Raw genomic sequence first — 25078 nt, 5'->3', positions numbered from 1 at the left:
AGATGTCTGGGCAAGTGTAGTCGAGCGCCAGCAGAGCCTTGGGACGGCTCATACCTGAAGCTATCGGCGAGGCAAATGATTAGATGAGGCTGTGGCGAGGGAGCTTGCTCCCGCTGGGCTGCGAAGCAGTCCTTTTCCGCAAGCAAACATTCTAGAGTGGATTCAAAGAGCCCCTCGCGACGATCTCGTCCCACACGGTCGGGGTGGGAAACAGCTCGTTCAGGAAACCCACGAACGCCTTGACGTTCGGGCTTCCCCGGCGGCTTTCCGGCCACAACGCTGTGATGGAGGAACGGTCGACGGCAAATTGTGGAAACAATGGCGTCAGTTCACCCCGGGCGACATAAGGTGCCGCGACATAGGTGGGTGAAATGCCAATGCCGCCGCCTGCGGCGAGCACCGCAGCCACCGCATCGCTGGCGTCGATGACGATGGAGGCGTCGGGCGCGATCTCCACCGTGCGATCCCCCACGCTGAACGGCCAGCGCAGCGCTTGGCCCGAACTCTGGTAGCGAAAATTCACGCAATCATGGTTGGCCAGGTCGCTCAGTTCCAGCGGCGTGCCGCGTTTGGCCAGATAGGCTGGCGAAGCAAAAGCGCAAATTCGATGAGGGCCCAGCGTGCGAGAGATAAGACGGGAATCGGCCAGGTTGCCCACGCGCACGGCCACGTCGATGCCCTGCTCGACGATGTCGGCAAACTGATCGCCCAAGCGCAGGTCGATGGCGAGCTTGGGGTAGCGCTCGCGAAACCTGGGGATCGCCGGCGCCAAAATGTTCAGCCCGATAGGCGGTGGCGCTGTCACTTTCAAGGTGCCGGAGGGTTCAGCGCGCGAAGCCACGGCGGCCTGCTCGATGTCTTCCACCTCGCGCAGAATCCGCAGCGCCCGTTCGTACAGGTCCCGGCCCTCGACGGTGAGAGTCAACGAGCGGGTGGTGCGACTGAACAGACTCAACCCGAAATGCTGCTCCAGCCGTTGCACGCTTTTGCTGATGGCCGACGGCGACACCGACAGATCGCGAGCCGCAGCGGTATAGCTGCCCAAAGAGGCGGCGCGGGCAAAGGCAATAAGACCGGTCAGGCGGTCCAAACCAATTTGTTCCTTCATGGCATTAGTAAAGCGACTTGCGACCCAATTATCAACGTTGGCTCGAATCTTTAGTCTTTGCCCATCGACGCCATCCAGGCGTTCAAGGAGATAGACCATGAGCCATTCATTCGCCCAACCATTGCCTGCCCAACTGCAGGACCGCACCGTAGTGATATTCGGCGGCACCTCCGGCATCGGTCTTGCCGCCGCGATTCAAGCCAAGGCCGCCGGCGCATCCGTCATCGTGATCGGTTCCAACGCCGAGCGTGCCGAGCAAGCCGCCCTGGAACACGGCCTTGCCGGCTGGCGCGCCGCCGACGTCACCCAAAGCGAAGCCATCTACGCCGCCTTGGCGGACATCCCGCAGGTGGACCATCTGGTTCTGTTCGCCGGCACCTTCGTGGCGGGCAAAGTGCTGGATGCAGAAATCGACTACCTGCGCCGGGCGTTCGAAGAGCGCATGTGGGCCTCTATCCATGCGATCCGAGCGCTCGGGGATCGCTTGTCCAAGGAAGGCTCCATCACCTTTATATCAGGCTGCCTGGCCGACCGGCCCAATGCCCATGGCACCGCGGTCATCGCTGCTGCATCGGCCGCAATGGAAGCATTGGCCCGTGGCCTGGCCCTGGAACTGGCGCCGATTCGCGTCAACACCCTGTCCCCAGGCCCGATCGATACGCCTATTTTCAACAAAGCCTTGGGTGACGGGCGCGATGCGTACGTTCGCGCATGGGAACAGGTGCTGCCGCTGCATCGCGTGGGCACTGCCGCTGAGGCAGGCGCGGCTACGGTTTTCCTGATGACGAACACGTTCATAAACGGCGCCACGCTGAACATCGATGGCGGTGCGCGGTTGGTCTGACTCAAACCCCGTGGCGAGGGAGCTTGCTCCCGCTGGGCTGTAAAGCAGCCCCTCTTTATCCGCTCAAGCCAATGCTGCCCCATCCAGCGAGCAGCATTGGCCCGCTACCCTTAAGCCGGATGACTCCCCGGCGCCTCCAGCACCTTCACCACGTCATCAATGACGGCCTTGCTCATATCCTGCAAATAATACGAAGCCCAGGCATACCGATCCGTGCCGCGAATCATCGCCGCTTCCTCGGCGAGGACCTTGGCAACGTGAAGCAGGTCGGAAGCGTGGGATAGGGCTTCGCCAATAGGGATGCCGCTGTTGACGCGGAATAGCGGGCGGTCGGAGTGGTAGGAGAAGGGGGTTAGGCCTGGGGTTTTGAGGTCCTTGGGATGGGTCATTGCGCACCTCCAATCGCCAACTGGCGGCGGGTGGCTGGCAACGTGATAAAGCGAGACTGCAGCAGATCCATGGCGTGCATCGATGAACTCCCATATCAGATATGAGCTGCCACGTTCGTTCTCAGGCGAATGGGTGGCAGCTGTGCGCAGGCTGAGAAACCGGAGATACAGGAACCCGGCAGACCCGAAGGTCTCCCACGCACAGCCGCCATTGCACGGAATGCGGACATAAAAAAACGCCGCAAAACGTGGTTCGGGCGCTGTAGCGCCTGCATCTTACTCGGGTTCTCAGGCCCGGTCGCTGAATTGGCAGCGACGGTTGGAGAGTAGCGGGCGATTGGGTAGGGTGCAATCGTGGCCTGATGCTGGCGGGGGAGGTTTAGGTGATTCTATGGATGGGCAATAGTTTGCGTTTTGGCCGATGTAGCCGACTATAGGGCGCGCGCGAAAACACGCGTTCGGAGGAGCGTTGCAATGGATGATGAATACGAGAAATTTCAGCGAGACGTGCTCATGGCTGCGCATCAGACGGGGGGGAGATCACGCCAGGTTGTGCCCAATCAGGATCAGTTACCTTCCAAGACCGCCATGATGATCGAGGATGATTTGGCCTTGATCCATAAGGTTCGAGAGCGGCTTGCTGACCCACAACGAGTTAAAGTTTCAACGGATGATCTGTGACCCAAAGCTCGGTGACGGGCGGAAATGGCGTAGTCGGAAGGATATTCACCGCGATCAATCGCAGAAAAGCGAGAAGGTGCATTAGTTGGTGGTAGGCAGTGTGGGTAATGAGCAGTGGCGCCACAGTACCTATGGAACGGAGATTACGGGAAGCGGGTGCTTCGATTGCCATTGTGGGTGAGGATCACTGGCAGAGGATGTTGTTTGGTTGAGCTGGCCTGGGAAAGGCTGCCCGTTGTCTTGGACGAGAAGATTGTCGGTGGGCTGATGGCCTCATCGCGAGCAAGCTCCCACAGTTTTTCAGGGGGGGCGGAGGAAAAGTGAACACTCAGAAACAACAAAGCCCTCGCATTTCTGCGAGGGCTTCGTTTTGTATGGTGCCAGGCACCAGGAGTCGAACCCCCGGGACTACAAGGCAGGTGCTTCAAATATATAAAACAATGATTTACGTGATTCCTTGTTACGTGCAGATACGCCAGAGCCCGCATAGATGGCGGGCTCTAGGACGGTTGTTACGCGGGAGTTGCCCAATCTACAGAAGGGGAAACGGTCGGTATGCTGTGATCGTAGACAACCATCATCTTCGGATCTCGATGGCAGCTAGCTTCTTGCTTATCGGCCCATGTGCCGACCGTGTCAGTGATGCCGCGCCGTTTCAGATCATGTAGGGCGAACCGCTGTTCCAACGTGACGACGTCGTCGGTGATCGCCAGGGTGATGAAGCGTTGCCAAGCCGTATCTAGGCCGGATTTGCGCAGTGGACCGCCGTGGCTGGCTACGATGATGTTTCTTCGTGACGGCGCGATCGGTATCGCGGTTTCCGTTTGGCCCACACCTTGGCGCGGTAAGCCTTTGCGTAGGCGGAGTGTCCAGCGAACGGTGTTGTCCCGGCTACGGTACGCCTCGCAAGCCCTTTATCACCCAAATCCTGCCGCACGGCCTGAGCCTGCCCCGAGTGCCAAGGGGTGATCAGGTTTGGCAACACGGCGTGGCCTGTCAGCAACGCGTCGACGCCGACGGTAACTGGCTGCGCCAGACGGATGGCAAGATCCGGGACTAGGCGATCGAGCGTGAAGGTCGAAGCCCTGGACAACACCGAGACCTTTCAGAACCACACCAGGATGGTGGACGATCATTCAACCGAGTCAGTGGGGGCATCAAGAAGATTGAGGCGTTGGGTGCACTCAAGCTGCTCTCGGGCGGCTCCGCAAGCGCCTGGCGGCGGTGGATGATCTGCACCAGGCCACCGGCCTCGACCTGACCTTGGTGGTGGGGCTGAAGCACAACGCCACGGTGGGTGGCGACATGGAAGAGCGGATTCAGGGCTTGCGGAAAAGCATGGCCGGCCTGAGTCAGCAGTTCCAGGCGCCGAGGAACTGGATCGGGTCCGACAACGTGAACCAGTTTCAGGTGGTTTGCGACATGCTCGACCTGCTACAGCAGATGAATGTCCAGTTGGCCGCTCACATTCATGTACCAGGGCCAACGCCAAGCCCGATGGATGCTGGCAAATATCCGGTCGCGCGGCACTTTTGGGTGCCGCGTTAAAAGCGATAACGCTATGACGGAGTGAGCTACAGACCTTCAGCAGCGCTAATGATCTGCCAGAATATTCGTTCTCTTTCAGCTCTTTTGGATTTGTCAGACGTTGAACGCGACGAAACCTCTGCATAAGAAGCGATATCAGTATCTTCAGCACTGAATTGGTTGTTTTTGGCTCTAATTACTAGGTCGGTGAGTCTGCCTTTTACTTCGTCTAAATTTGAAAAGTATGGGCGTTCACATTTTTGATAGTATTCATAGCAGACGCCAAACAGGGAGTGAAAGACACCTTTAGATTTAAATAGAGGTAGATTTTCTTTGTCTAGAATCGTCTTAATAAGACCAATAGTAGTATTGAAAGCAGTTTCATGCTCTACCTCCATTGGGAACTCGTCGTCGTACTCCACGTAAGCCAGTTCTAGCAAGTCCTTCTTATTGGTTATACCGTAAACTTGTCTAAGCAGTAGTTCGCTCACGTATTCAATGTCCAGCATTCGCCGTACATCTCTGGGTGTAAAAAGGCCAATGCTCTGGAAGTACGGGTTGTCCGCGAGCCGCTCCGCTAGCTGTTTAAAAAATCCAATATATCGAGCGTTGCGCAACTCTTGGTCATTAAGTACGACGTTGTTCGTGTTTAATCGTGTGAAAATATTTCGAATTTCATCGTCGTTAGTTTTTCGAAGGAAGCGAACCACGATTTTGTAATCCCAGAATAACTCTTTTTGTGGTGAGTCAAGGTCTCGAAAGTACTGTCCTTTCCAATTGTCATTGTTAGGGAGAGGATAAATGTTGTCGATGAATTGAATGATTGACGTGATACGCTGCTGTCCGTCTACAACGATATGCTGTTGCTCTCCGGTTTCAGTGTTTGTTTGGACTTGCATATAAACTTCTGGGAATGGCAAGTTGCTTAGGATAGTGTCCATCAAAAGCGAGCGTTCTTTATCCATCCAGACGGCACGGCGCTGAAACTTTGGACTTATTTGCAAGCTTTGGTCGGTTCGCAGGCGGTTGAACCAAGAGATAGTTTGTAAACTAACTTCGTATTCCATGTGGGCCTCTATTTTTTTACTGCACGTATTCCGCGCACGTAATAATCAATTGTTTCTTCCATGTTTCGAAAGTACATCATGTTCACGGCCTTAAATCCCACCGTATTATTTGAGTACTTGTTGGTAAGTTTTTCGTACCGTTGTCTAACTTCTGATTTCAGCGAAGGCACCCATTTCGGGGAGACAAAACCAGAATATACATCCTCGCCGTGCCTTCTAAGTGCCAGTCGCCCTTCCATATCGAGCGAATAGTAGCTGTTTCGATGGTGCGATCTTAACTCATCCCAAGTTTGTAAATAGCTTTCGGCACAAATAATTGCTACGTCAATGTCGGATTTTTGATGGAATTCGCTTAGGTTTTTTCGAGGATTTAGACTGAACTTCCAATTTGCGGATCCGACTATAGCTATACAGTAGGCATTTTTATGGTCTGCCAAGATTAAATCTTTGTACGCTTTGTAGTTCGCTTCGCAGCTTATCGCGTGGATAGATGTTTTTAGAATAAGCTCTTCGGCAATAATTTTAGGTGATTGCGATCCGATAAATCTCTTAAATTCTTTTGCATCCATTTAATGCGCCATCCTGATGCACTTTTATGGGATTTGACGTGTCTAGCCTGTGCTCATTGATATCACATTCGCGATATCGATGCGATCTGAAAATTTGCCCATATTTTATAAGGCATCGGGCCAATCTACATCACCAAGACTGTGCACAGACGCTACCATCGATTTACTCAATTCCGCTTAGTACAAATCCGGTTGGAACCGTGCCGACCAGGGTGACATCCTGAAACTGATGTAGATCGCGCGGCAACGCCGGACCGATGAAATGCACGTTGGAGTTGGGGGGCGGTCACAGCTGTAAAACTCGTCTGGTTTAGAAAAGAACACCTGAAAAAGCGCTTATCCCCTCCCGCCGACGGGCTCTGCGTCCGTTTTTGTGCAAATCCAGATGTAGTGCAAACGAACCTATAGCCCAAGCACGCCGTGGGGCTCCGTAGGCGATCGGCCGTTTCACAGAATGCAAAGTTTTTAAGGGGATTGCAGCGCGGTTGCACAGCGACGCAAACGGGGCGCACGGAAGAGATAACGCTGCAGCGACCGGTTTATTGGGCGAAAACTTTTAGATTGTGGATTTTTGTATGTTTTCGAAAACGCGAACGTTCTTTCTCAAGCGGGGATTTGCTGAGTGCGGGGGAGGTTGAATCCCTACAGGTCAAGCGGAGCAAGGGTTGCCGGTGGACTGCAGCGTTTCAAAGAGTTTCATGCCTTCTCAGCCTCAATCATTCGGAGGTGAGGCAAGCCGCTCATGTTCTGAATGCGCGTGAATTCCTTGGTGACGATCGGGATAAGTACACGGTTCAAAGCATCGCGCAACCTCACCGCCTGGTCTTCGTTGAGCTTCTTTACGGTTCCGGTCTGTCCGCTGGCACAGCACACACTGTCAGGATGGATGCCCAGGTCATCCATGGTGCCGTCGATGTAGCCGCGCAGGTATTCGCCGCGTTGGAACAGAATCGAGCTTTCAGGGGCTTCCTGGTAATCCCAATGAACCTCCCAAACCGCGCCTTTCTCGATGATTTCGATGATGGGTAGTGCTACTCGGGATGCTGCCTTACGCATATCTATTCCTCCCGATCGGTGCGGGCCGGGGCATTTTGGAGGGTAGCTTTGAGATGCCTCGTTAACGTTTATTTAGGTTGACCCTCAAAACCCTGTCAGATCATGGATATCTGTCAACTGATTCTCTGGAGGCCCCGTGGTTACTGGCTTTCAGATCTGACACTGAGGGTGGATGTTTGTGTCAGTTCTGCCATAAGAAAAATAAAAAAATTACAAATCAATGGCTTGAATATTTAGCATCTGACAATGCTGTTCTGTCAGGTTTTGACAGGCCACTGACACCTTTCTGACATTAACGAAAGCCGCTGAGAGGCTTGATTTAGAGGGGTTAGAGAGTGGTCGAATAATAATCTGACAAAACTGACAAGCTTTTGAGGGGGCAACCTTATTTTTTTTCCGCCTCGCATAGAGAGTGTTTCGTCACACATGTACACATTGCAACGGCTCTGAAAACTCGACCTATCACCTCCCGATACTACAGAGTCCCCCCTCTTGCGCTGCGGAGACTTTACTCGAGCGCGTCTACGTAAAGAGATTTGGGGTATTTACGCCTGGTCGCCCAACAGTCGACCGTCCACATACCCCAAAATCCGCCCAGCATGCCCATCAGACCGTTGAATGCACTGGCGCTGATGAATTCCGGACGGGGAACGTAGAACGCGATTGCGAAACACGCACAGAGGAAGACAAACGGGATTAGAGCTGGGAGCGGCCCCATTCTCTTTATCTTTCGAGGCTTCGGGCGCTTGAATTGGCCAAAATTTCGGACGCCCTGTGGTAGCCCTCTCAAGGTGCCGCTGATACGTGGTTTCCGGTCGGTGCTGGTATGCAGAATTTCCACAACTACGCCGTCATTTGCATCGAGGAAATTGAAGTTAAACGCTGCTTTATGCGTCTCGGTCGGGGAGGGGAGGATAGTGAAGTCGTTGACCGAGCGACTCGCCTTCAAGACTGAGATGGAAAGGATTTGCCCGTCGTCTCCTATTTGGAAGCGGAGAGGGTCTGTGGCCACAATATCGGCACCCAGCACGGTGTTTTCGCCACTGTTCCAGAAAATTACAACGGACTTTGTAAGGCGGGGGATATTCACCCCGTTGTATTGGACGACTATTGCCGATGGCAGAGAATCTGAGGCGCTGCCCAGAACGTGCTCGCCCAAGTGGACATAGCCCAAGCTCGTTCGCTTGCGAGTCCAAAGGTACGTAACTGCCGCGACAATAAGGCTGACGATCCCTATCACCGTGCCCAACCAGGCTTGTGCCATGAGGCTAAACGCCATATCGATCCACGACATAACCGTATCCCTTACTGGTGTTGGTGACGCGAAATGCTGGGTGCTTGTTACGTGGCTTGTTACGTCCGGGACAAAAAACAAAGGCCTGCATCGCTGCAAGCCTTTTGTTTTGTATGGTGCCGGCACCAGGAGTCGAACCCGGGACCTACTGATTACAAGTCAGTTGCTCTACCAACTGAGCTATACCGGCGTGTGGGCGACGATTATAGCGATTGGGAAGGTTCTGTAAACCCCTGAATTCTGACTATTTTTAGACGAGCTGCAGTTCTGGTGGATGTGGCGCCGCTGGGCGGGGCGCGAGGGGCTTGGTAGCGTGCGGTTGCCTGACTTGAATCGAGGCAAGCCAAAGCACTTGATGCCCGCGCGCAAAAGGCGCCAGACCCAACCTTTATGCTGGTTTGCTCAGCCGCTTATGCACAATCGAAAGGACGCTGCGAGGGTTATCTTTCTGTTTTGTGACCGCTTTCCCGTTTGCTTGCAAGCTGCTGTTTTCATGGTTTTTTATCCATGTGAACAAAAAATGACCAGCTAAGATTCGATCCAGAAATCGTGGTTTTCTTGGATCCAGGTTTAATTCATCAACAGAGTTATCCACAGGCTGTTTCGCCTCATTAACGCTCTGCCAGCAACAGCAGATTGCGCGGTGTCAGAGGTGTTTCGCAGAAGGTGCCAAGGCGGACGTCGTAGTCGTTCTGATTGAGGAGAAGCGCCCGGTCCAATACCAGCCAAAGCTCCAGCGGCCGACGGAAAAGGCCTCGCACTAATTCCAGGTTACGCACCTCGGCCAAACGCTGATGGCCGGCTGCTTCCAGAGCGGTCCAATCAGGCGTGCCGACTGTGGATAAGTCTTTCAGGGCCGCCAGGTCGGTGCAGTATTGGGCGAAGGATTTTTCCAGCCAGGCGCTGGGCAAGGAGGGGGTGGGCAGGTAGTCGTCGTGCCCTCTGATTTGTCGTTGCAGCAGGTCGAAGCCCAGGCGCCAGGCCATGGATTGGTCCCGCTGTTTTCTTACACGGGCGCCAGCGGTGACGGTTTCGGTCAGCGGTAGGCTGAGATCATCGAGCGACAGGTGTAGGGCAGAGCCTTTGGCGGCGTCGGACAGAGGCTGGTATTCCGAGGTGCTGATGCGGTTGTAGCAGCACGGAGCGATAGCCAGTTGTGCACAGCCCGCACGGCTAGCCAGGTGCATCAAGCGTACATGCAGGTCGCCGCAAGCATGCAGGGCGACAGGTGTGTGTTCGCAGTGGAGCGCCTGGTCTGCGTCCGCCGCCAACACGTCCTGTTGCAAGTGTGTGGCGGGCAGGTGGTGGCGTTGGCTCAGTTGCTGGCCGCTGGCGACCAAGGCTGGGTCGTATTCCAGGCAGGTCAGTTGCTGCTCGCCGCGCAGTAGACGTCGACCGAGGTGGCCTTTGCTAGGCGCACCAATCGAGCCAATGGGTCGGTTGGGTGGTGAAGTGCAGGCAGCTGGCGAAGGCTTCGATCTGCTGCCATTTGCGCCCGGGTACGTCGACATTGAGGCGATGGCTTGGCGCTTCCAATACACGGGCTGGTAATTGTGCGACCGCGCTCAGTGTGCGGGAGATAGCGGCCAACTCCGGGAATGGCGCTGGCGCGCCCTCAATCAACCCCGGCTGATGATGGTCGTTTTCCGCAGCTTCCAGCGAACGCTGGCGTAGCCATCGGGACAATTGCGGGTGGGACGTTTCCCAAGGCAATTGCAGATGGGTGAACGGACGCGGTTTCCACAATGCCTGATGAGCGGTGAGAAAAACGTCTAGCGCGGTGAAGCGGGCGAGCAATGCCTCGCCCGTCAGCACGTCACCTTCAGCGTCCTTGGCAGGCATCGACGCGCAACCAGCGTTCCAGCTGCTTGAAGCCTTGCACCAATACGAAGGACATCAGCAGGTAGAACATGCCGGCCGCGAAGAAGATTTCTACCGGCAGGTAGGTCCGGGCAATGATGGTGCGGGCCATGCCGGTGAGCTCCAGCAAGGTCACCGTACTTGCCAGGGCACTGGCCTTGAGCATCAGGATCACTTCGTTGCTGTAGGCCGGGAGGCCGATGCGCGCGGCGCGGGGCAGCATGATGTAGAGCAGCGCCTTGGGCCGCGACATGCCCAGGGCTCGTGCGGCTTCGATTTCGCCACGGGGGATGGCCTGGATCGCGCCGCGCAGGATTTCGGCGATGTAGGCGGCGGTGTGCAGGGTCATGGTGGCCGTGGTGCACCAGAACGGATCCCGCAGGTACGGCCACAATGCGCTGCTGCGCACGGCATCGAACTGTGCCAGCCCGTAATAGACCAGGAACAACTGGACCAACAGCGGCGTGCCACGGAAAAAGAATATGTAGGCGTAGGGCAATGCCCGCACGTACCACAGGCGCGATGAACGGGCGATGCCCAATGGGATCGCCAGCAGCAAGCCAGCGATCACGGCGATGGCCACCAGCTCCAGGGTCAGCGTGGCGCCCTGGGCCAGTTTCGGCAGCCATTTGATGATGACTTCCCAGTTCATTGGTTGCTCCTGGCAAAGCCGCGGGCGGCGCGTTGTTCCAGCAGGTGCATGCCGATCATGGCGATCACCGTCAGGCCCAGGTACATAAGCGCGGCGACCATATAAAAAGTGAACGGTTGCTTGGAAATGGTCACGCCGATTTGCGCGTGACGCATGATTTCTTCCAGGCCGATCACCGAGACCAACGCGGTGTCCTTCATGAGGATCATGAACAGGTTGCCCAGGCCGGGCAGGGCGATGCGCCACATCTGCGGCAGGATCAACCGGGTAAAGATCCGCCATTTCGACAGGCCCAACGCCACGCCGGCTTCACGGTGCCCCTTGGGTATCGCCAGGATCGCACCGCGAAACACCTCAGTCGCGTAGGCGCCAAAGCACAGGCCGAGGGCGATGACGCCGGCGGCGAAGGCGCTGAGGGCAAGGTCGGGGTTGCCGAAATATTCGCCCAGGGCACGCATCAGGTTGACGGTGCCGAAGTAGATCAGCAGCACCCAGAGCAATTCCGGAATGCCGCGAACCAGCGTCGAATAGGTGCCGCCGAGCCATTGCAGCGGCTTGTACGGGGAAGTCTTGGCCAAGGCGCCGAGCAGGCCGAGCACGAGCCCCAGGCAAAGGGCCGACAGGGCCAACTTGACCGTCATCAGCGCGCCGGCGGCAAGCGCCGGGCCGAATCCGTATAGGTCGATCATCATGGGTATTTGTTCATATCGCGGCAGGCTTGGCTAAGGACCGGCGCCGCGCAGGAGCGTGCACCGGCCAGGCACGTCAGTATCAATAGATGCTGAACGGGAAGTACTTGTCGTTGATCTTTTTATAGGTGCCGTCGGCAACGATTTCCTTGAGCGCTGCGTTCAGCTTGTTGCGCAGTTCATTGTCACCCTTGCGCACGGCGATGGCGATCTTGTCGCCCTCCACCACCGGGTCACCCTTGAACTCGTAGGCACGACCCGCGTCGGTTTTCAGCCAGTCGTAGTTCACGTATTTGTCCGCCAGGATGGCGTCGAGGCGGCCGGAGGTCAGGTCCAGGTAGGCGTTTTCCTGGGTGTCATAGAGCTTGACGGTAATATCGCTGCCCAGCTCGTCTTCCAGCCAGGTACCGGCGAGGGTCGAGCGCTGTGCTCCGATGATCTTGCCTTTGAGGGATTCTTTATCGGTTTTGAATTCGACGTTTTTCGGTGCGATGAATTGCAGCTTGTTGGAGTAGTACGGGTCGGTGAAATCCACGGCTTGCTTGCGTTCATCGTTGACCGACAGCGAAGAAATCAGGAAATCGAACTTCTTGGCCATCAAGGCCGGAATGATGCCGTCCCAGTCGGACGTGACCACTTCGCACTCGACTTTCATCTTGGCGCATAGCGCGTCGCCGATGTCTTTGTCGAAGCCCACGACCTGGCCGCTGGCGTCCTTGTTGTTGAACGGCGGGTAGGCCGCTTCGATGCCCATTTTCAGTTTGTCGGCCGCCATGGCGCTGGCCGAGAAGACCAGGCTGGCGGCAGCAGCCAATAAAAATTTCCTGTAGGTCTGCATAGGTACTGCTCCGTTAGCGGTTGCTGGACATGAATTGTTTGCAGCGCGCCGAAAGCGGGTTCTCGAACACCTGCTGTGGCGATCCTTGCTCCTCGACCAGGCCCTGGTGCAGGAACACGACTTCGCTGGAAACCTGACGGGCGAAACCCATTTCGTGGGTCACCAGCAGCATCGTGCGACCCTCTTCGGCCAGGGCGCGGATCACACTAAGTACTTCCTGGACCATTTCCGGGTCAAGGGCGGAAGTCGGCTCGTCGAACAGAATCACTTTGGGCTGCATCGCCAGTGTGCGGGCGATGGCGGCACGTTGCTGCTGGCCGCCGGACAGTTCGGCCGGGTAGGCATGGCGCTTGTCGGCGATGCCGACCTTGGCCAGCAAGGCCTCGGCGACTTCGATGGCTTCGGCCTTGCTCTGGCCGAGCACTCGGCGCGGGGCTTCGATGATGTTGTCGAGCACGCTCATGTGCGGCCAGAGATTAAAGTTTTGAAATACAAAACCAATCTCGCTGCGCATGCGATTGATCTGCTTGCCGTCGGCGGCCATCAGTTCACCGTTTTTCGCAGCCTTGAGCTTGAGCTCTTCACCTGCCACGAGAATCTGGCCCTGGTTGGGATTTTCCAACAGGTTGATGCAACGCAGGAACGTGGATTTGCCGGAGCCGGAGGAACCCAGGATCGAGATCACGTCGCCGTCGCGGGCGGTCAGCGAGACACCTTTGAGCACCTCCAACTGCCCGTAGCGTTTATGCAGGTTGCGGATTTCAAGCGCGGGCGTGGCCTGGGCCATGTGCGGTCCTCATGATATGTGCTCCCTGGCTATTGGCAGCCTTCCTGGCGAGGCGGCCAAGCTAGCATGCGTCCGAATGACAGCCAACAGCGCTTCGGACGGTAAGCCGATGATGTGTGGCAGGTTGTCGCATCGACACAGCAGACTGTCGCGCCGTCAACAACCGAACGGCTGTTTGAACCATGCACACCGGCGAAATGCCCGGGGAGTCGCGTAAAAAAAGGCGCGATGGTGCCAGCTTTGGGCGGGGGTGGGAAGGGTTAACCGGATGAGCGTCGCCTGCAAGAACGCTATTAGGTTATCCAAGAGCGCATTGGAACATCCCATGATTTCCAAGAGTCTCGTTGGAGCTGGATCGTATCAAGGCTTTAAAGCCAAGGGAGTCCAATCCTCGACACGCAGTCCGGGCACTCTTTCAAACTCTTTCAGATTATTGGTGACTACGATCAGCCCGAGGGAACGGGCGTGGCCGGCAATCATTTGGTCGTAGGGGCCGATTGGTTTGCCTATTTTGGCCAATTCCGCCCGGATCATTCCGGTGTGTGCGGCGGCGTCATAACCAAAAGGTAAGACCTCAAGTCGTGCACAGAACCCTTCAATGACGCTGAGGTTTTTCTCTGGTGCGGATGATTTTTCTGCACCGTATATCAATTCCATAAGCGTGACGGCGCTGATGCAAAGCTGGCCGTGATGACGAATGAACGCTTCTCTAACGACCTGGGGCTTGTTCTTGATGGTGAAAATACAAATGTTGGTATCGAGCATGAACTTGATCATCAGAAAGACTCACGCTCCTGATCGGCAGGCTGTTCACGCTCTGCCATAAAGTCTGCTGTCGCACTGTCGCCATCGAACCAGCTGTCCCACGCTTCGCCGGCTGGAGTGATGATCCGGGCTCTGCCTATGGCGATTACATCTACCCGTTTGACGTCGCTTGGCATCGCCACTGCCTTGGGTAGCCGGACCGCTTGGCTGCGGTTGCTCATGAAAATGGTAGTTTGTTCCATTTGAAGATCCTTCAATAAATCTATTGGAAGCATAGGTGAATCAAGGGATATGTCAACGGGATATACCTGTTGCGATCCGTCCTAATCGCTAGTCCCAATCGATCTAAACGTTAACGCCTGGCTGTGCTCCAAGAAGGACTCATGTGAGTTGTTTCCAGGACCTGGAGTTCTCGCCATGAAGCCCATTCAATATTTAGTATTGCCATTCATCGCCATCAGCATGCTGCTGTTCCCCCTCGCGCTAGACGCCACCAACCTCACGCCTATCGACAACACGGGCGTCCAGGTCCAACCCATGCAGCAGAACGGTATCACCTACCTGTCCGGCGGTATCGGCGAGGACGAAGCCCGAGCCATCGGGCAGGCCCAGGGCTACAACCTGCACATGACTTTTGCAATCGGCCCGGAGAACAAGTACGTCCCGGACGTGGACGTGACCGTGCAGAGCGCATCGGGACCGACATTGCTGACGCTCAGCGATGCAGGGCCGCTGGTGTATGTGCAACTGCCGCCGGGCAAATACAGCGTCGTGGCGACGCGTAACGGCGAAGAGCGTCGCGACACCGCCGAGGTAGGCAGCGGGGCCGCGCGCAATCTGGTGTTCCATTGGAACAGCAGCGAATAGCAGGCCGGTTTATTCGCTGGCCGATGTTTCCATCGATTGGCGATAACGGTCCAGCGCCTCGCTGAAGTCCTTGATGAACTCCGGCGTGCTGAGCCAGCGCTGTGCTGTCTCACGGTCCATGTCGTCGGCCCACATGCGGTAGTCGACGAGCATGTCGGCGGCCAGGTTGGTGGCGGCCATGCTTTCGTTTTCGGCGTTCTTCAGGTCCAACAGGCCTGGCCGCTCGATGATCATTTCGCTGACGTTTGCCAGCAACGTGTCGAGCATTTCGCTACGGCTGATGGCCTCGGCTTCGCGCAGCTTGGCAAACAGCTCCAACACGTAGACGGGGGGCTGGGCGGTGGCGTGAGCCGGATCGCCATACATGGGGATGGACTTGCGCCCGGTCATGCGGATCTGCTTGGCTTTGTCTTTGGCACGCTTGGCGCGTTTCTGCTGTTTGTTCAGTGAGGCCATTGGGCTTCGGTTTCCAATTCGTTAAGGGACGGTGCCCGGCTCAATCGATTTTCGGCACGGTGAAGCGGAATTCGCTGCCCTTGCCTGGCTGGCTTTCGGCATGCAGTTTACCGCCATGCGCCTGGACAATCCCCTTGGAAATGTACAACCCCAGCCCGGTACCGTTGGGGTTGCCTTCCTTGGTGGTCCAGTAGCGATCGAAAACATGAGGCAGCTGTTCTGGCGCGATGCCTTCCCCGGTGTCGCGAACGCTGAACACGATTTCATTGCCCACCGACATTGCGCTGACGCCCACGCGACCTTGTTGCGGCGTGAATTTGATCGCATTGCCGATGAGATTGGACAGCACCTGGAACAGCCGCTCCGGGTCGGCGTTGATCTTCAGGTTGGGTTCGGCCTGGAAAGAGATGTCGATGGCCTTGGCGGAGGCCAGCGGCGAGAGCAATGAACACGCGTCCTCGAATATCTGGCTGACGTCCGTTGGCTTGGGACGGATGGTGTAGCGCCCGGCGTCGATGCGCGAGGTGTCGAGCAGATCCTCCAGCAACGCGTTCATGCGACTGGTGGCCTGTTGCATGGTGTCGATGGCCGAGGCAATTCGCTTTGAACTGTGGGAACCGTCGGAACTGAAGGCCTTTTGCATCATGCCGCAGAGCATGGAAATGACCGTCATCGGGCTGCGCAGGTCATGGGAGACGACGGCCACCAGGTCATCGCGCGCTTGCACCGCCTGGCGCTCCTTGCGCACTTGTCGGGCCAGGTCGTTTTCCAGGGCCGAGCGACGCAGGTCGTTGGCGGCGAACAGATCTCCGTGGCTCCATTTGGCGCTGATGCCGTCCATCTCGACTTTCCATATCTCGAATGACGTGCGCGGTCGCAGGCGCATGCCGGCCTCGCTGGTTTCCAGGTCGAGGGGTTTTTGTGGGTCGCCGCTCCAATTGATGGTCTGCTTCACTTCGGGGCGGAACCAAAGCACGCCATTTTCCACGGGCTTGGGCAAATGAATCGCCAGTACGCCGCTTGCCACGTCCTGATAGGCCTTGGCTGGTGCGAAAACACTGCCCAGTTTGTGGTGGGAGAAGGTCGGCTGGCCTGTTTCCATGATCCACTTGTGCAACTCGCGGATTTGCTCCGGTTCCGGGCATTGGCCGTGGCGATGCAGCTTGTTGTCTTCGAGAATCGCTACGCCGTGGGCACCTGTAAGGTTCATCAGTCGTTGCGGTTCGCGGCACAAACCGTCGAAAACGTTTTCGCTGGACTCGGCCATGACGATGGCAAGCGCCTGTAGATCTTCGAGCTTGGCGTCCCGTTGGCGGGTCAGCTCAAGGGCTTCCATGGCGCTGATCTGCAGCGACAGGATCTGGCCGATGGTCTGGCACGCCATGCGCATTTCGTGGGGCACAAGCAGCGGCTGGCGATTACCGCAACTGATCAGCCCCCACAAACGCTCGCCTTTCATCAGCGAGATGCTCATGGATGACAGCACGCCCATGTTCTTCATGTATTGACGGTGGATCGGCGAGACGCTGCGCAAGGTGGAAAAGCTCAGGTCCAGTGGCGCCTGGGTATCGGGGCGCAACTCGGGCACCAGCGGTACCGGCGCATAGTCGGCGTTGGGGATGATGCGCAGCCAGTTGGTCCGGTACAGCTCACGGGCCTGCTCCGGAATGTCCGACGCAGGAAAAAACAAGCCCTTGTAGAGTTCCATCGACGGCGCGCTGGCCTCGGCGATGACTTGGCCGTGGCCTTCTTCCTCGAAGCGATAGATCAGCACGCGGTCGTAGCCGGTCATGGCCTGGATTTCGCGCACGCTGATTTCATAGAGGGCCTGGAGGGTTTTTGCGCTTTGCAGGCGCTGCAGCATGCGCCCCAGGTTGGCCTCGCCGCTGACTCCCTCGGGACGGTAGTCGCTCAGGTGTTGTTCCAGTTCAACGATCAGCGCGCCCTGATGGCGGTGCACCAGGGCATCAAAGCGCTGCTGGTTTGCGACGATGGCCACCGGCGCTCTGTCGCTTTCCGGGGTGGTGCGACAGGCAGCGAGGATCGCCTCTGCCTGCTCCAGCCCCAACAACGCATCCAGCGTCTGGCCCAACAGCCTGTGGGGATCGTGGCCCATCAACTGCAATACGTTGGCGCTGACCTGGCGGATCGTGAAGTCGGGCTCCGACAGCATCAACAACACGCCATGAGGCTGGATGGCCCCGGGGAAGCGGATCGGTTCGTCTGCGCAATTGGCCAGCAGTTCTTCGAAGACTTCCTTGTTTTCCGGGGTCATGACAATACCTTTTGGCTGTCCAGCCAGCGTTCGAAATAAGTAAAGGTCGCCTTGGCGGCGTGTGTGACTTCGAGCGTCTGCGCCTCGCCAAGGTTCCTGTCGTCCAGGTACTGCAGGAAATCCTTCCAGCGCCGGCCGGTGAGTTCGCCATAGACGTTGAGAAAGGCCGCCCCGCTGGACGCATCAAGACCCAGTTGCTCGGCCACCCTTCGCCGCAGGATCTGCCCGCCGAGGGTCGCCCCTTCCAGCACATAGGAAACGCCAAGGGCGGCTGCCCGGGAGTCGATCTGCGGCAGCTCCCGGCAAACAGGAAGCGCCTCGATAGCGGCAGCGTCCATGCCCAGCGCGATGAGGTCGGCGCGTAACACCGGGAGCTTGATGCGCTGGGATTGATCCAGCCCGCTCGGAATCAGCGCCAACCTGTGAAGCCGTTCCTCCAGCGGCTGATAAAAACCGTAGTAGGCCGCGAGCAGGCGTTGGTACAGGCCCAGGTCCAAGTGTGGCGAGAAAAACGGCAGGCGTTTCTCCAGGGCAACATGCAATTCAGCGGTTTCAGTCCGCAATGCCTGGATCAACGAAGGGTTAGGGGTGACCGGTGGCATGCAGGACGAAGCTCGTTGAATGGCGCGTTGCTGAAAAAAAACGCATCAATGTTACATGGGTTTTTCGAGTCTGCGGTCATCAGCACCGTTCTGATTTTTCAGGTCGCCGCATCCGATGGTCCTTGCACCAATCGCACCCGTTCGCGATCCAGCGCCTGGCGTAGTTCTTCTTCGGTGGGGAGCACTGTTTGGTACTGGCTGGCAAACAGTTGCTCGTTTCCCTGCAGCACGGAATAGCGCACCACCGACTCATCCTTCTGAGCGCAAAGAATGATGCCGACGGTGGGTTTGTCGTCGGGGCCGCGCCTGAGGTCATCGTAAAGCCGGACATACATGTCCATCTGGCCAATGTCCTGGTGGGTGAGTTCGCCGCGCTTGAGGTCGACGATGACAAAGCACTTGAGCACGTAGTTGTAGAAAACCAGGTCGAGATAGAAATCCTTGCTTTCGGTACTGATGCGCTGTTGACGGGCAACGAAGGCGAAACCTTTGCCAAGCTCCAGAAGGAAGCCCTGGAGTTGATCGATCAAGGCTTGTTCCAGATCGGTTTCCTGAAGCATGCCGGCGTTGGGCAGGCCGAGGAATTCCAGGACCACCGGATCCCTGACGATGTCCCTGGGGCCAAAATCCAGTTTCCCTATATTGGTGATTGCTTCCTGCTCCACCGCACGTCGGTCGCGGCTTGCCAGGAGGCGCTCGTAATAGAAGGTGCCAATCTGGCGTTCCAGGGCGCGGGTGGACCAGTTTTGGGTGGCGGTTTCGTTCATGTACCAATGGCGGGTGCTGTCGCGTTCTATGCGTAGAAGCGTCCGGTAATGAGTCCAGCTCAATTCGGTACGCACTGCGTTCCAAATTGGAAACTTTTGATAAAAGTCCCGCATGTGGCGCAGGTTGCGTTCATCAAACCCTTTCCCAAACCGCGCCGTCAGCACCTTCGCCAAAGACGGCAGCAACTTTGCTCCGTAGACCGCTCGTTCGGCTCCTCCTTGCTCGAATTCGATGATGTGCCGGCCGATCTGCCAGCAGGTCTGGACCTGGAGGGTATCCACGGCTCGCAGGACTTTCTGGCGTGCCTGGCGAATCAGCTCGCCGAGTTCGTTGATCAAGGGGGCGAGCTGCGGGTCTTCCTGGGGCAGTGACGAGGTCATCGAGGTGTCCAGCCATTGAGAGGGGGGCGGACCAGAAGGATGCTTCAAAGCAAGTTTCGATGATGCCAGACGAGGCTGATTGCTTAGGTGGAAAAGACGCGGATTCGTGCAGGACGGTTTTGACGCGACCTGAGATCGGTTAACCCGGCGTGTGGGAAAAGATCCTTAGAGATTGTCATCCACCGCCAACGCTTTCATTGCGAAAGCGCTGGCGGCGTGATGATCAGTCCTGGCCTAGAGTAAGCGCCTGGGACGCAGCCACGTAATCGGCCTGGAATGGCTTGCTTTCCACCCAATCCAGCGCGGCCTGTTCGTCGACTCCGGTGGTCAGGCGACGGTATTCGATCAATGCGGTAATGATGAAGTCGGTCGCTTCTTCCTCACCTTCCTGTTCCAGCACGAGCGCCAGCAGTGGGTGCGCCAGGAATGCTTCGCACATCGCCTGCTGACTGACCTTTTCGGCGGCGCTCATGATTCGGAACAAATCTGACAAGTCCACGGTTTCCAGATCGATGCGTTCATCGTTCGGGTCCAGGAAATCGTTCGGCGCAGCAGCTCGCTGAATGCGGTTCTTCTTGGCTTTCGCCTTGGCGCGCTGGTTGCGTTTCTGCTGCTTGTTCGCCGATGACATGGTCGGATTCCTGATGAATAAGGCTGCTTATCCTACAGCCTCATGGCGAACGCTTCGAATCTCAATCGACTATGAAGAGCGTGGCCCCAGGTGAGGTCGAGGAGCGATGGGGCTCGGCCTGGTCGGCCACTTGGTAGCTCATGCCTGTCTTGAGCAGAAATTGCCGGCCATCTTCGAGCTCGGTGTTCAACTCACCCTTGAGGCAAAACAGGATGTGACCCTTGGTGCACCAATGATCGGCCAGGTAACCCGCCGTGTACTCCACCATCCGCACCCGGATGTTCCCGAATTGCTGCGTGCGCCAATAGGCGGTCCCGGTGATGCCTTTATGTTCGGTGGGCTCGATCGTTGACCAATCGGTGGTGCCGAAGAGGATGCCGGTGATATCCATGGCGACTCGCTTGCGAGGAGGGGAGCGGACGAATGTAGCTGAGTCGCCCGGCCACAGGAAGAAAATCCCAGGCAATAAAAAACCCCGATCAATTTCTTGATCGGGGTTTTCGGTATTTGGTGCCCAGAGACGGAATCGAACCGCCGACACGGGGATTTTCAATCCCCTGCTCTACCGACTGAGCTATCTGGGCAACGGGGCGCATTAAACGGGTTTTTCAGGGGGGCGTCAAGCGAGTTATCAAAAAATATTTAATTATTACCGTCGCTTACGATTCGCCCCCGCGCTGGACGGCTTATTCGGACGGCGGCACGTAGCCTTCCGCCTTGGCGTATTCTTCGCCGGAAAAGAACTTTTCCATCTCGCCTTGAAGGTACTTGCGGTCTTCGGCATTCATCATGTTCAGGCGTTTTTCGTTGATCAGCAGTGTCTGGTGTTTCTGCCAGTCGCCCCAGGCCTTGGCCGAAACGTTGTCGTAGATGTCCTGGCCCTTGGCGCCGGGGAATGGTGCGCGCTCCAGGCCTTCCAGTTGTTCTTTGTACTTGCGGCACATGATGGTGCGGGTCATTGCAACTCTCCTGCGTTCAATACGGCGGCCGCGCGTTCAAGCAACGTCTTGACCGGGGCAGCGAGGCCCAGGCGCGGCGGGGTGGCGAGGTTATACCAGAGCCAGTCGGCCTCGGCCACGTGATGGCCGGTTTCCCGGACCCGGACCAGCCAGGGTTCGATGGCCAGCTGGAAATGGCTGAAAGTGTGTACCAGGCTCGGCATTGCCTGTTGCTGGCCCAGCTCCAAGGCATGTTGCGAGGCCAGATGTTGCAGATCATCCAGGTCGTCGAGCTCCGGCAGGCTCCACAATCCACCCCACAAACCGGTGGAAGGACGGCGATAAAGCAAGATGGCGCCCTCGCGGTTAGCCAGCATGGGCATCAAGGTGCGCTTCTTCGGCACTTCCTTGCGCGGCTTGGGAATCGGATAACGGGTTTCCAGGCCCAGCATGTGTGCTTCACAGCCCTGTTTCAGCGGGCAGAGCAGGCAACTGGGCTTGCTGCGGGTGCAGAGTGTGGCGCCCAGGTCCATCATCGCCTGGGTGTAGGCGTTGACGCGATCCTGTGGGGTGAAGCGCTCGGCAGTCGCCCATAGCTGTTTCGCCACCTTGGGCTCGCCCGGGTAGCCTTCCTGGGCGGTGAAGCGCGCTAGCACCCGCTTGACGTTGCCATCGAGGATCGGCGCCCGCAGGCCCATGCTGATGCTGGCGATAGCGCCTGCGGTGGACAGGCCGATTCCCGGCAGTTCGGTGAGTTTTTCCACGTCCCGGGGGAATTCGCCACCGTATTGCTCGACAACGATTTTCGCGGATTTCTGCAGGTTGCGCGCGCGCGTGTAGTAACCGAGCCCAGTCCACAGGTGCAGCACTTCATCCTCCGGCGCGGCGGCGAGGGCCTCGACGGTGGGCAGTGCGGCCATGAAGCGATCGAAATAACCGAGCACGGTGCCGACCTGGGTCTGCTGCAACATGATCTCCGAAACCCACACCCGATAGGGGGTGATGCCTTGTTGCCAAGGCAGGTCATGGCGTCCGTGACGGTCGAACCAATCCAGTACGGCGGTGGAAAACTGCTCGGATGTCATCGCTTGAACAGCCCCTTGAGCGCGTCTTTCAGCTCGGGACTGACCTTGTCGCCCAGCTTCTCATCGATCTTGTCGCCGAGACGATCGCCGGCCAGTTTCGCCGCGACCTTGCCCAGCCCGTCGTTATCCAGGCGGCACGCTTTCGCACCCAGCTCCAGTGGGCCACGGCAGCGCAACGGCCATTCGACGTCGACGTAGCGTTCGTTGACCTGGCAGGCCGGGTCGGGCATGTCGCTCTTGTCGCCTTCGACGATGACCCCGACGCGGTAGTCCATGCCCAGCACGCGCAGGTCGATATCGCCATTGCCGTTGACGGTCATGCCGGGGATGCGCACTTTCAGGTCCGGGTTGCGGGCAACGCCGTTGTTGAACGTGAGGTTACCGTTGAGCTGCCGGAACGGCGTGTCCTTGCCTCGCGGTTCGCCGCTGAGCGTCTTGCGGTTCAGCGTGGCGATGCCTTTGCACAATTGCTGCTCAAGGTTGGCGTTGAGCAGCACGCCGTCGTTGATGACGAATCCGGCGTTGCCGTTGAGGCTGTCGATCAGGGCCTTCTGACTGTTGCCATTGGCGGTTATTGCGCTGTTGAGCGTGACCAGTCCCTTGACGGGTGGATTCTTGCCCTGGCTTTCGATGATCTTTTCAGCCGGCACCCGGTTGATCTTGGTTTGCAGGCCCAGCTGTGGCGTGGGCTGGCGGACGTCCAACGTGCCCTTGGCCTCGAAGTTGCCGCTGTACAGGTCGCCCCGCAGATTCTCCAGGGTCAGCAGACCGCCTTGGCCAGAGGCCTTGAGGGCGGCATTCTGGATCGGCAGCTTGTCGAGGGTCAGCTGGCCGAAGGTCAGGTCGGCATCGATATCCAGCTTGCTCAGGCGCTCCACCGGGAACAGCCGGTCATTGCTCCAGGCGCCCTGGGTCGGGGCGCTGGGCAGCGGGGTGCTGCCAGCACCGGCCATGGCGCTGGCCTCGGTGTTGCTGACTTCCGCTTCACGGGCTGCCTTGGCGCTGTCGGCTTCGGCGGACTTGGGTGGCAAGTAGCGATCGACATTGAAGGTGTCGGCCTTGAGCTGCGCGCGAAGCGACTGCTTGGCGAAATCCTCCACGGCGATACGGCCGCTGAAGTTGCTTTCATCCAGTTTGAGATTGATGTCGTTGAATTCGACGCTGGTTGGCGTGGCTGCAACGCGGCTCGCCAGTTCGACCTTGGTCAGGCTGCCTTCCGCCATGGCCGGGAGTTTCTGGCCGACACTGTCGACGAAACTTGCGAGGTCGAACTGGGCGATCGAAATACCGCCGTTCAGTTGCGGCGTCTTGTCGAGATCATTGACTTTCAGCTCGCCCAAGGCGCGCAACTGGTTGAGGGAAAGCTTGATGCCGGTCCATTCCGCAACGTTTGCCGCCCTGTCCAGGGACAACTGGCCTTGGGCTGCGAAACTGACTGTCTTGCCCTGCAGCGGATCGCCGGTGGCTTCGCCGGACAACTTCAGGTCTTCGAATCGATAGCGCTGCACGGCGCGTTCGAAGCGCAGTTCGCCGGTCATTTCGGTGCGCACGCGCACGGCGGGCTGGTTGCTCGACAGGAACGCCGTGAGGGTGACCGGGATGTTGGTCGAGTCATGGACCGGGCCAGTGCTCAACTGGATACTTTCGGCAGTGAACTGTTTACCCGTCTGTTCGTCGGTGTACTCGACCCGGGCGTTGTTGACGGTCAGGCTGTCGATGTCCAGGCGCGTTGGCTGCGCGGGTTTTTCTGCAGGTGCGTTGGCCGGTGGGGCGGGCTGCTCGATCGGCGTCGGCGCGTCCTTGGTTGGCGCGGACGCGGGCGCCTTGCCGATGTCCTGCCAGTTACCGTGGCCATTCTTGTCACGGTTGAGGCGCAGGTTCAGGCCTTCGACCCGGACATCGCTCATCTGCACTTCGCGGCGCAGCAACGGCATGACCCGCACCGACAGGCCGAGCATCTGCAAGTCGGCGAAAGGCTGCGTCGGATTGGCCAGGGTGGCGACGCTGGCTTCGTGCAGTTCCAGGCCCAGCCATGGGAACAGACTCCAGCCAATATCCCCATTGAGCGTCAGCTCGATGTGGGCTTTGTCGCGGGCTATCTGGCGAATTTCTTCCTTGTAGTCGTTGGGATCGAAGAGGTGGGTCAGGGCAAAGCCCAGGGCCACAATGATCAGCAACAGCCCGAGAAGTACCAGACCCAGGATTTTGCCGAACGCTTTCATGGGCGAATCCTTGTAGGTTGAGTTCAAATTTTGCCTGGGAGTATAACGTCCCGGGTTGGTGGAGCGTTGGGTGATCGATTTTTCGATCTGCCGTCAACCGGCCAGATGCGGCCCCGTGGCGAGGGAGCTTGCTCCCGCTGGGCTGCGAAGTGGCCCCAAACCAGGCGAAGCGGTATGCCTGGCGCACCGTGGATTCAGTTTTTGAGGCGCTACGCTCCCAGCGGGAGCAAGCTCCCTCGCCACGGGCGCTAGTCGACATCCAGCGGCAATTTCAATTTCGCCGCCAATGCCTGGGCTTCCAGATGCCCGGCCGGCGCCTGAAGTCGAAGCTCGGCATTATCTTGCTGGGCCATCCTCCGGGCTTCGCTCACCAGCCGTTCAGCCACGCCACGGCGGCGCGTGATATTTCGTACGCATAGGTGGGACAAGCGCCAGGCGTTCTGGTGCCGTTGCAGCCGTGCGGCCCCGAGCAGGCGATCATTGAAGCGTGCCGCGATCAACGAGCCTTCCGCCAGGCATTCTCCGATCAGTTGCGTGGCGTCGCTGAACGGCTCGAACAGCCAGGCGGGTGCGTCCCGATAGATTTTCTGCAGGTCCTGCTGATCCTGATGAGTGGCTTGTTCCAGGTGCTCGACAACGATGGGCATGGAAATTCCTGAAAAAATAAACGCATGGCGCCCTACAGAAAGCGGACAGAGGCGCGATAAGACGAATGACAGGAAAAAGGT

25 protein-coding genes, 2 tRNA genes and 4 pseudogenes are annotated in these 25078 nt (G+C 57.8%); 5 read left to right on the top strand and 26 right to left on the bottom strand.

The genetic code is table 11. The features are described from left to right. Window positions 1-151 precede the first annotated feature (151 nt). Window positions 152-1108, bottom strand: a complete 957-nt coding sequence (locus tag AB4N42_RS01395; RefSeq protein ID WP_460116365.1) for a LysR family transcriptional regulator — start codon at window positions 1106-1108, stop codon at window positions 152-154. A gap of 97 nt (window positions 1109-1205) precedes the next feature. Here AB4N42_RS01395 and AB4N42_RS01390 point away from each other — a divergent pair, with 97 nt between their 5' ends. Then, on the top strand, window positions 1206-1952 hold the full coding sequence (locus AB4N42_RS01390; RefSeq protein WP_460115765.1) for an SDR family oxidoreductase: 747 nt from the start codon (window positions 1206-1208) through the stop codon (window positions 1950-1952). A gap of 110 nt (window positions 1953-2062) precedes the next feature. Here the strand turns inward: AB4N42_RS01390 and AB4N42_RS01385 are convergent, their stop codons facing one another. Beyond that, entirely contained in the window at window positions 2063-2341 is a 279-nt protein-coding gene (locus AB4N42_RS01385; RefSeq protein ID WP_334598653.1) for a DUF3077 domain-containing protein, read from the bottom strand. 474 nt (window positions 2342-2815) lie between these two features. Here AB4N42_RS01385 and AB4N42_RS01380 point away from each other — a divergent pair, with 474 nt between their 5' ends. Together AB4N42_RS01380 and AB4N42_RS01375 are read left to right on the top strand one after the other, a co-directional pair. Next, on the top strand, window positions 2816-3022 hold the full coding sequence (locus AB4N42_RS01380) for a hypothetical protein (RefSeq protein WP_460115764.1): 207 nt from the start codon (window positions 2816-2818) through the stop codon (window positions 3020-3022). A gap of 85 nt (window positions 3023-3107) precedes the next feature. Then, window positions 3108-3234 (top strand): annotated as a pseudogene (locus AB4N42_RS01375) (BRCT domain-containing protein); the annotation flags it as partial. 300 nt (window positions 3235-3534) lie between these two features. On the opposite strand, the pseudogene AB4N42_RS01370 reads toward AB4N42_RS01375, so the two are convergent. Continuing rightward, window positions 3535-3915 (bottom strand): annotated as a pseudogene (locus AB4N42_RS01370) (site-specific integrase); the annotation flags it as partial. Here AB4N42_RS01370 and AB4N42_RS01365 point away from each other — a divergent pair. After that, a pseudogene (locus tag AB4N42_RS01365) lies at window positions 3906-4587 on the top strand (hypothetical protein); the annotation flags it as partial. The pseudogenes AB4N42_RS01370 and AB4N42_RS01365 overlap by 10 nt on opposite strands. A gap of 9 nt (window positions 4588-4596) precedes the next feature. Here the strand turns inward: AB4N42_RS01365 and AB4N42_RS01360 are convergent. From AB4N42_RS01360 to vapB, 12 genes and pseudogenes are all read right to left on the bottom strand, one after another. Next, the gene (locus AB4N42_RS01360) at window positions 4597-5616 is read right to left on the bottom strand and encodes a DUF262 domain-containing protein (RefSeq protein WP_460115763.1); all 1020 of its coding nucleotides are present in this window, start codon (window positions 5614-5616) and stop codon (window positions 4597-4599) included. A gap of 8 nt (window positions 5617-5624) precedes the next feature. Continuing rightward, window positions 5625-6185: a hypothetical protein gene (locus AB4N42_RS01355; protein WP_460115762.1), complete on the bottom strand. Its 561-nt coding sequence runs from the start codon at window positions 6183-6185 to the stop codon at window positions 5625-5627. 696 nt (window positions 6186-6881) lie between these two features. Next, entirely contained in the window at window positions 6882-7241 is a 360-nt protein-coding gene (locus tag AB4N42_RS01350; protein ID WP_460115761.1) for a hypothetical protein, read from the bottom strand. Window positions 7242-7749: 508 nt separating this feature from the next. Beyond that, window positions 7750-8535 (bottom strand): hypothetical protein, encoded by a 786-nt coding sequence (locus tag AB4N42_RS01345; protein ID WP_460115760.1) that lies wholly within the window; start codon window positions 8533-8535, stop codon window positions 7750-7752. 114 nt (window positions 8536-8649) lie between these two features. Continuing rightward, window positions 8650-8725: transfer RNA gene (locus AB4N42_RS01340), tRNA-Thr, on the bottom strand. 421 nt (window positions 8726-9146) lie between these two features. After that, a pseudogene (locus AB4N42_RS01335) lies at window positions 9147-10377 on the bottom strand (methyltransferase). Then, window positions 10358-11047, bottom strand: coding sequence for an ABC transporter permease (locus AB4N42_RS01330; RefSeq protein ID WP_030141498.1), 690 nt, complete (start codon window positions 11045-11047; stop codon window positions 10358-10360). Before AB4N42_RS01330 ends, AB4N42_RS01335 begins: the two are co-directional and overlap by 20 nt. Beyond that, complete coding sequence (locus AB4N42_RS01325) at window positions 11044-11739, bottom strand: ABC transporter permease (RefSeq protein ID WP_198797081.1); 696 nt, start codon at window positions 11737-11739, stop codon at window positions 11044-11046. The genes AB4N42_RS01330 and AB4N42_RS01325 overlap by 4 nt, the downstream gene beginning before the upstream one ends. A gap of 79 nt (window positions 11740-11818) precedes the next feature. Further along, complete coding sequence (locus tag AB4N42_RS01320; protein WP_030141496.1) at window positions 11819-12574, bottom strand: ABC transporter substrate-binding protein; 756 nt, start codon at window positions 12572-12574, stop codon at window positions 11819-11821. A gap of 13 nt (window positions 12575-12587) precedes the next feature. Continuing rightward, the gene (locus AB4N42_RS01315; protein WP_030141495.1) at window positions 12588-13361 is read right to left on the bottom strand and encodes an ABC transporter ATP-binding protein; all 774 of its coding nucleotides are present in this window, start codon (window positions 13359-13361) and stop codon (window positions 12588-12590) included. Window positions 13362-13721: 360 nt separating this feature from the next. Then, on the bottom strand, window positions 13722-14138 hold the full coding sequence (gene vapC, locus AB4N42_RS01310) for a type II toxin-antitoxin system tRNA(fMet)-specific endonuclease VapC (RefSeq protein ID WP_249876528.1): 417 nt from the start codon (window positions 14136-14138) through the stop codon (window positions 13722-13724). Next, the gene (vapB, locus tag AB4N42_RS01305) at window positions 14138-14368 is read right to left on the bottom strand and encodes a type II toxin-antitoxin system VapB family antitoxin (protein WP_217861042.1); all 231 of its coding nucleotides are present in this window, start codon (window positions 14366-14368) and stop codon (window positions 14138-14140) included. Before vapB ends, vapC begins: the two co-directional genes overlap by 1 nt. A 175-nt stretch (window positions 14369-14543) precedes the next feature. Here vapB and AB4N42_RS01300 point away from each other — a divergent pair, with 175 nt between their 5' ends. Further along, window positions 14544-14993 (top strand): carboxypeptidase regulatory-like domain-containing protein, encoded by a 450-nt coding sequence (locus tag AB4N42_RS01300; RefSeq protein ID WP_460115759.1) that lies wholly within the window; start codon window positions 14544-14546, stop codon window positions 14991-14993. Window positions 14994-15002: 9 nt separating this feature from the next. Here the strand turns inward: AB4N42_RS01300 and AB4N42_RS01295 are convergent, their stop codons facing one another. The 11 genes from AB4N42_RS01295 to panM all read right to left on the bottom strand — a co-directional run bounded on the left by AB4N42_RS01295 (window position 15003) and on the right by panM (window position 24997). Next, window positions 15003-15449: a hypothetical protein gene (locus AB4N42_RS01295; RefSeq protein ID WP_030141491.1), complete on the bottom strand. Its 447-nt coding sequence runs from the start codon at window positions 15447-15449 to the stop codon at window positions 15003-15005. A gap of 40 nt (window positions 15450-15489) precedes the next feature. Beyond that, complete coding sequence (locus AB4N42_RS01290; protein ID WP_030141490.1) at window positions 15490-17724, bottom strand: ATP-binding protein; 2235 nt, start codon at window positions 17722-17724, stop codon at window positions 15490-15492. Then, window positions 17721-18326, bottom strand: coding sequence for a biliverdin-producing heme oxygenase (locus AB4N42_RS01285; RefSeq protein WP_030141489.1), 606 nt, complete (start codon window positions 18324-18326; stop codon window positions 17721-17723). The genes AB4N42_RS01290 and AB4N42_RS01285 overlap by 4 nt, the downstream gene beginning before the upstream one ends. A gap of 98 nt (window positions 18327-18424) precedes the next feature. Beyond that, a complete protein-coding gene (locus tag AB4N42_RS01280; protein WP_030141488.1) occupies window positions 18425-19474 on the bottom strand; it encodes a PDDEXK nuclease domain-containing protein in 1050 nt (349 codons plus the stop codon). 223 nt (window positions 19475-19697) lie between these two features. Then, window positions 19698-20105: a hypothetical protein gene (locus AB4N42_RS01275; protein WP_030141487.1), complete on the bottom strand. Its 408-nt coding sequence runs from the start codon at window positions 20103-20105 to the stop codon at window positions 19698-19700. 61 nt (window positions 20106-20166) lie between these two features. Continuing rightward, the gene (locus tag AB4N42_RS01270; protein ID WP_460115758.1) at window positions 20167-20496 is read right to left on the bottom strand and encodes a DHCW motif cupin fold protein; all 330 of its coding nucleotides are present in this window, start codon (window positions 20494-20496) and stop codon (window positions 20167-20169) included. Between the two features lie 117 nt (window positions 20497-20613). Beyond that, window positions 20614-20689: transfer RNA gene (locus tag AB4N42_RS01265), tRNA-Phe, on the bottom strand. A gap of 102 nt (window positions 20690-20791) precedes the next feature. Next, a complete protein-coding gene (locus AB4N42_RS01260; RefSeq protein ID WP_030141485.1) occupies window positions 20792-21064 on the bottom strand; it encodes an oxidative damage protection protein in 273 nt (90 codons plus the stop codon). Beyond that, the gene (gene mutY / locus AB4N42_RS01255; RefSeq protein WP_460115757.1) at window positions 21061-22128 is read right to left on the bottom strand and encodes an A/G-specific adenine glycosylase; all 1068 of its coding nucleotides are present in this window, start codon (window positions 22126-22128) and stop codon (window positions 21061-21063) included. The genes AB4N42_RS01260 and mutY overlap by 4 nt, the downstream gene beginning before the upstream one ends. Continuing rightward, window positions 22125-24350, bottom strand: coding sequence for an AsmA family protein (locus AB4N42_RS01250; RefSeq protein ID WP_460115756.1), 2226 nt, complete (start codon window positions 24348-24350; stop codon window positions 22125-22127). The genes mutY and AB4N42_RS01250 overlap by 4 nt, the downstream gene beginning before the upstream one ends. A gap of 248 nt (window positions 24351-24598) precedes the next feature. Continuing rightward, window positions 24599-24997 carry an aspartate 1-decarboxylase autocleavage activator PanM gene (panM, locus tag AB4N42_RS01245; RefSeq protein WP_460115755.1) on the bottom strand — a complete coding sequence of 133 codons (399 nt, stop codon included), beginning with the start codon at window positions 24995-24997 and terminating at the stop codon, window positions 24599-24601. Window positions 24998-25078 lie beyond the last annotated feature (81 nt).

Source organism: Pseudomonas sp. H2_D02, assembly GCF_054677635.1.
This window is presented reverse-complemented; position numbering and strand designations above follow the sequence as displayed.

Excerpts from the sequence above, each read along its gene's own strand:
- mutY (WP_460115757.1), bottom strand. The coding sequence starts at position 22,128 with ATGACATCCGAGCAGTTTTCCACCGCCGTACTGGATTGGTTCGACCGT.
- AB4N42_RS01380 (WP_460115764.1), top strand. The coding sequence starts at position 2,816 with ATGGATGATGAATACGAGAAATTTCAGCGAGACGTGCTCATGGCTGCG.
- AB4N42_RS01295 (WP_030141491.1), bottom strand. The coding sequence starts at position 15,449 with ATGGCCTCACTGAACAAACAGCAGAAACGCGCCAAGCGTGCCAAAGAC.
- AB4N42_RS01260 (WP_030141485.1), bottom strand. The coding sequence starts at position 21,064 with ATGACCCGCACCATCATGTGCCGCAAGTACAAAGAACAACTGGAAGGC.
- AB4N42_RS01385 (WP_334598653.1), bottom strand. The coding sequence starts at position 2,341 with ATGACCCATCCCAAGGACCTCAAAACCCCAGGCCTAACCCCCTTCTCC.
- AB4N42_RS01345 (WP_460115760.1), bottom strand. The coding sequence starts at position 8,535 with ATGTCGTGGATCGATATGGCGTTTAGCCTCATGGCACAAGCCTGGTTG.
- AB4N42_RS01360 (WP_460115763.1), bottom strand. The coding sequence starts at position 5,616 with ATGGAATACGAAGTTAGTTTACAAACTATCTCTTGGTTCAACCGCCTG.
- vapB (WP_217861042.1), bottom strand. The coding sequence starts at position 14,368 with ATGGAACAAACTACCATTTTCATGAGCAACCGCAGCCAAGCGGTCCGG.
- AB4N42_RS01355 (WP_460115762.1), bottom strand. The coding sequence starts at position 6,185 with ATGGATGCAAAAGAATTTAAGAGATTTATCGGATCGCAATCACCTAAA.
- vapC (WP_249876528.1), bottom strand. The coding sequence starts at position 14,138 with ATGATCAAGTTCATGCTCGATACCAACATTTGTATTTTCACCATCAAG.
- AB4N42_RS01270 (WP_460115758.1), bottom strand. The coding sequence starts at position 20,496 with ATGGATATCACCGGCATCCTCTTCGGCACCACCGATTGGTCAACGATC.
- AB4N42_RS01350 (WP_460115761.1), bottom strand. The coding sequence starts at position 7,241 with ATGCGTAAGGCAGCATCCCGAGTAGCACTACCCATCATCGAAATCATC.
- AB4N42_RS01390 (WP_460115765.1), top strand. The coding sequence starts at position 1,206 with ATGAGCCATTCATTCGCCCAACCATTGCCTGCCCAACTGCAGGACCGC.
- AB4N42_RS01280 (WP_030141488.1), bottom strand. The coding sequence starts at position 19,474 with ATGACCTCGTCACTGCCCCAGGAAGACCCGCAGCTCGCCCCCTTGATC.
- AB4N42_RS01395 (WP_460116365.1), bottom strand. The coding sequence starts at position 1,108 with ATGAAGGAACAAATTGGTTTGGACCGCCTGACCGGTCTTATTGCCTTT.
- AB4N42_RS01275 (WP_030141487.1), bottom strand. The coding sequence starts at position 20,105 with ATGTCATCGGCGAACAAGCAGCAGAAACGCAACCAGCGCGCCAAGGCG.
- AB4N42_RS01330 (WP_030141498.1), bottom strand. The coding sequence starts at position 11,047 with ATGAACTGGGAAGTCATCATCAAATGGCTGCCGAAACTGGCCCAGGGC.
- AB4N42_RS01250 (WP_460115756.1), bottom strand. The coding sequence starts at position 24,350 with ATGAAAGCGTTCGGCAAAATCCTGGGTCTGGTACTTCTCGGGCTGTTG.
- AB4N42_RS01300 (WP_460115759.1), top strand. The coding sequence starts at position 14,544 with ATGAAGCCCATTCAATATTTAGTATTGCCATTCATCGCCATCAGCATG.
- AB4N42_RS01285 (WP_030141489.1), bottom strand. The coding sequence starts at position 18,326 with ATGCCACCGGTCACCCCTAACCCTTCGTTGATCCAGGCATTGCGGACT.
- AB4N42_RS01320 (WP_030141496.1), bottom strand. The coding sequence starts at position 12,574 with ATGCAGACCTACAGGAAATTTTTATTGGCTGCTGCCGCCAGCCTGGTC.
- AB4N42_RS01290 (WP_030141490.1), bottom strand. The coding sequence starts at position 17,724 with ATGACCCCGGAAAACAAGGAAGTCTTCGAAGAACTGCTGGCCAATTGC.
- panM (WP_460115755.1), bottom strand. The coding sequence starts at position 24,997 with ATGCCCATCGTTGTCGAGCACCTGGAACAAGCCACTCATCAGGATCAG.
- AB4N42_RS01325 (WP_198797081.1), bottom strand. The coding sequence starts at position 11,739 with ATGATGATCGACCTATACGGATTCGGCCCGGCGCTTGCCGCCGGCGCG.
- AB4N42_RS01315 (WP_030141495.1), bottom strand. The coding sequence starts at position 13,361 with ATGGCCCAGGCCACGCCCGCGCTTGAAATCCGCAACCTGCATAAACGC.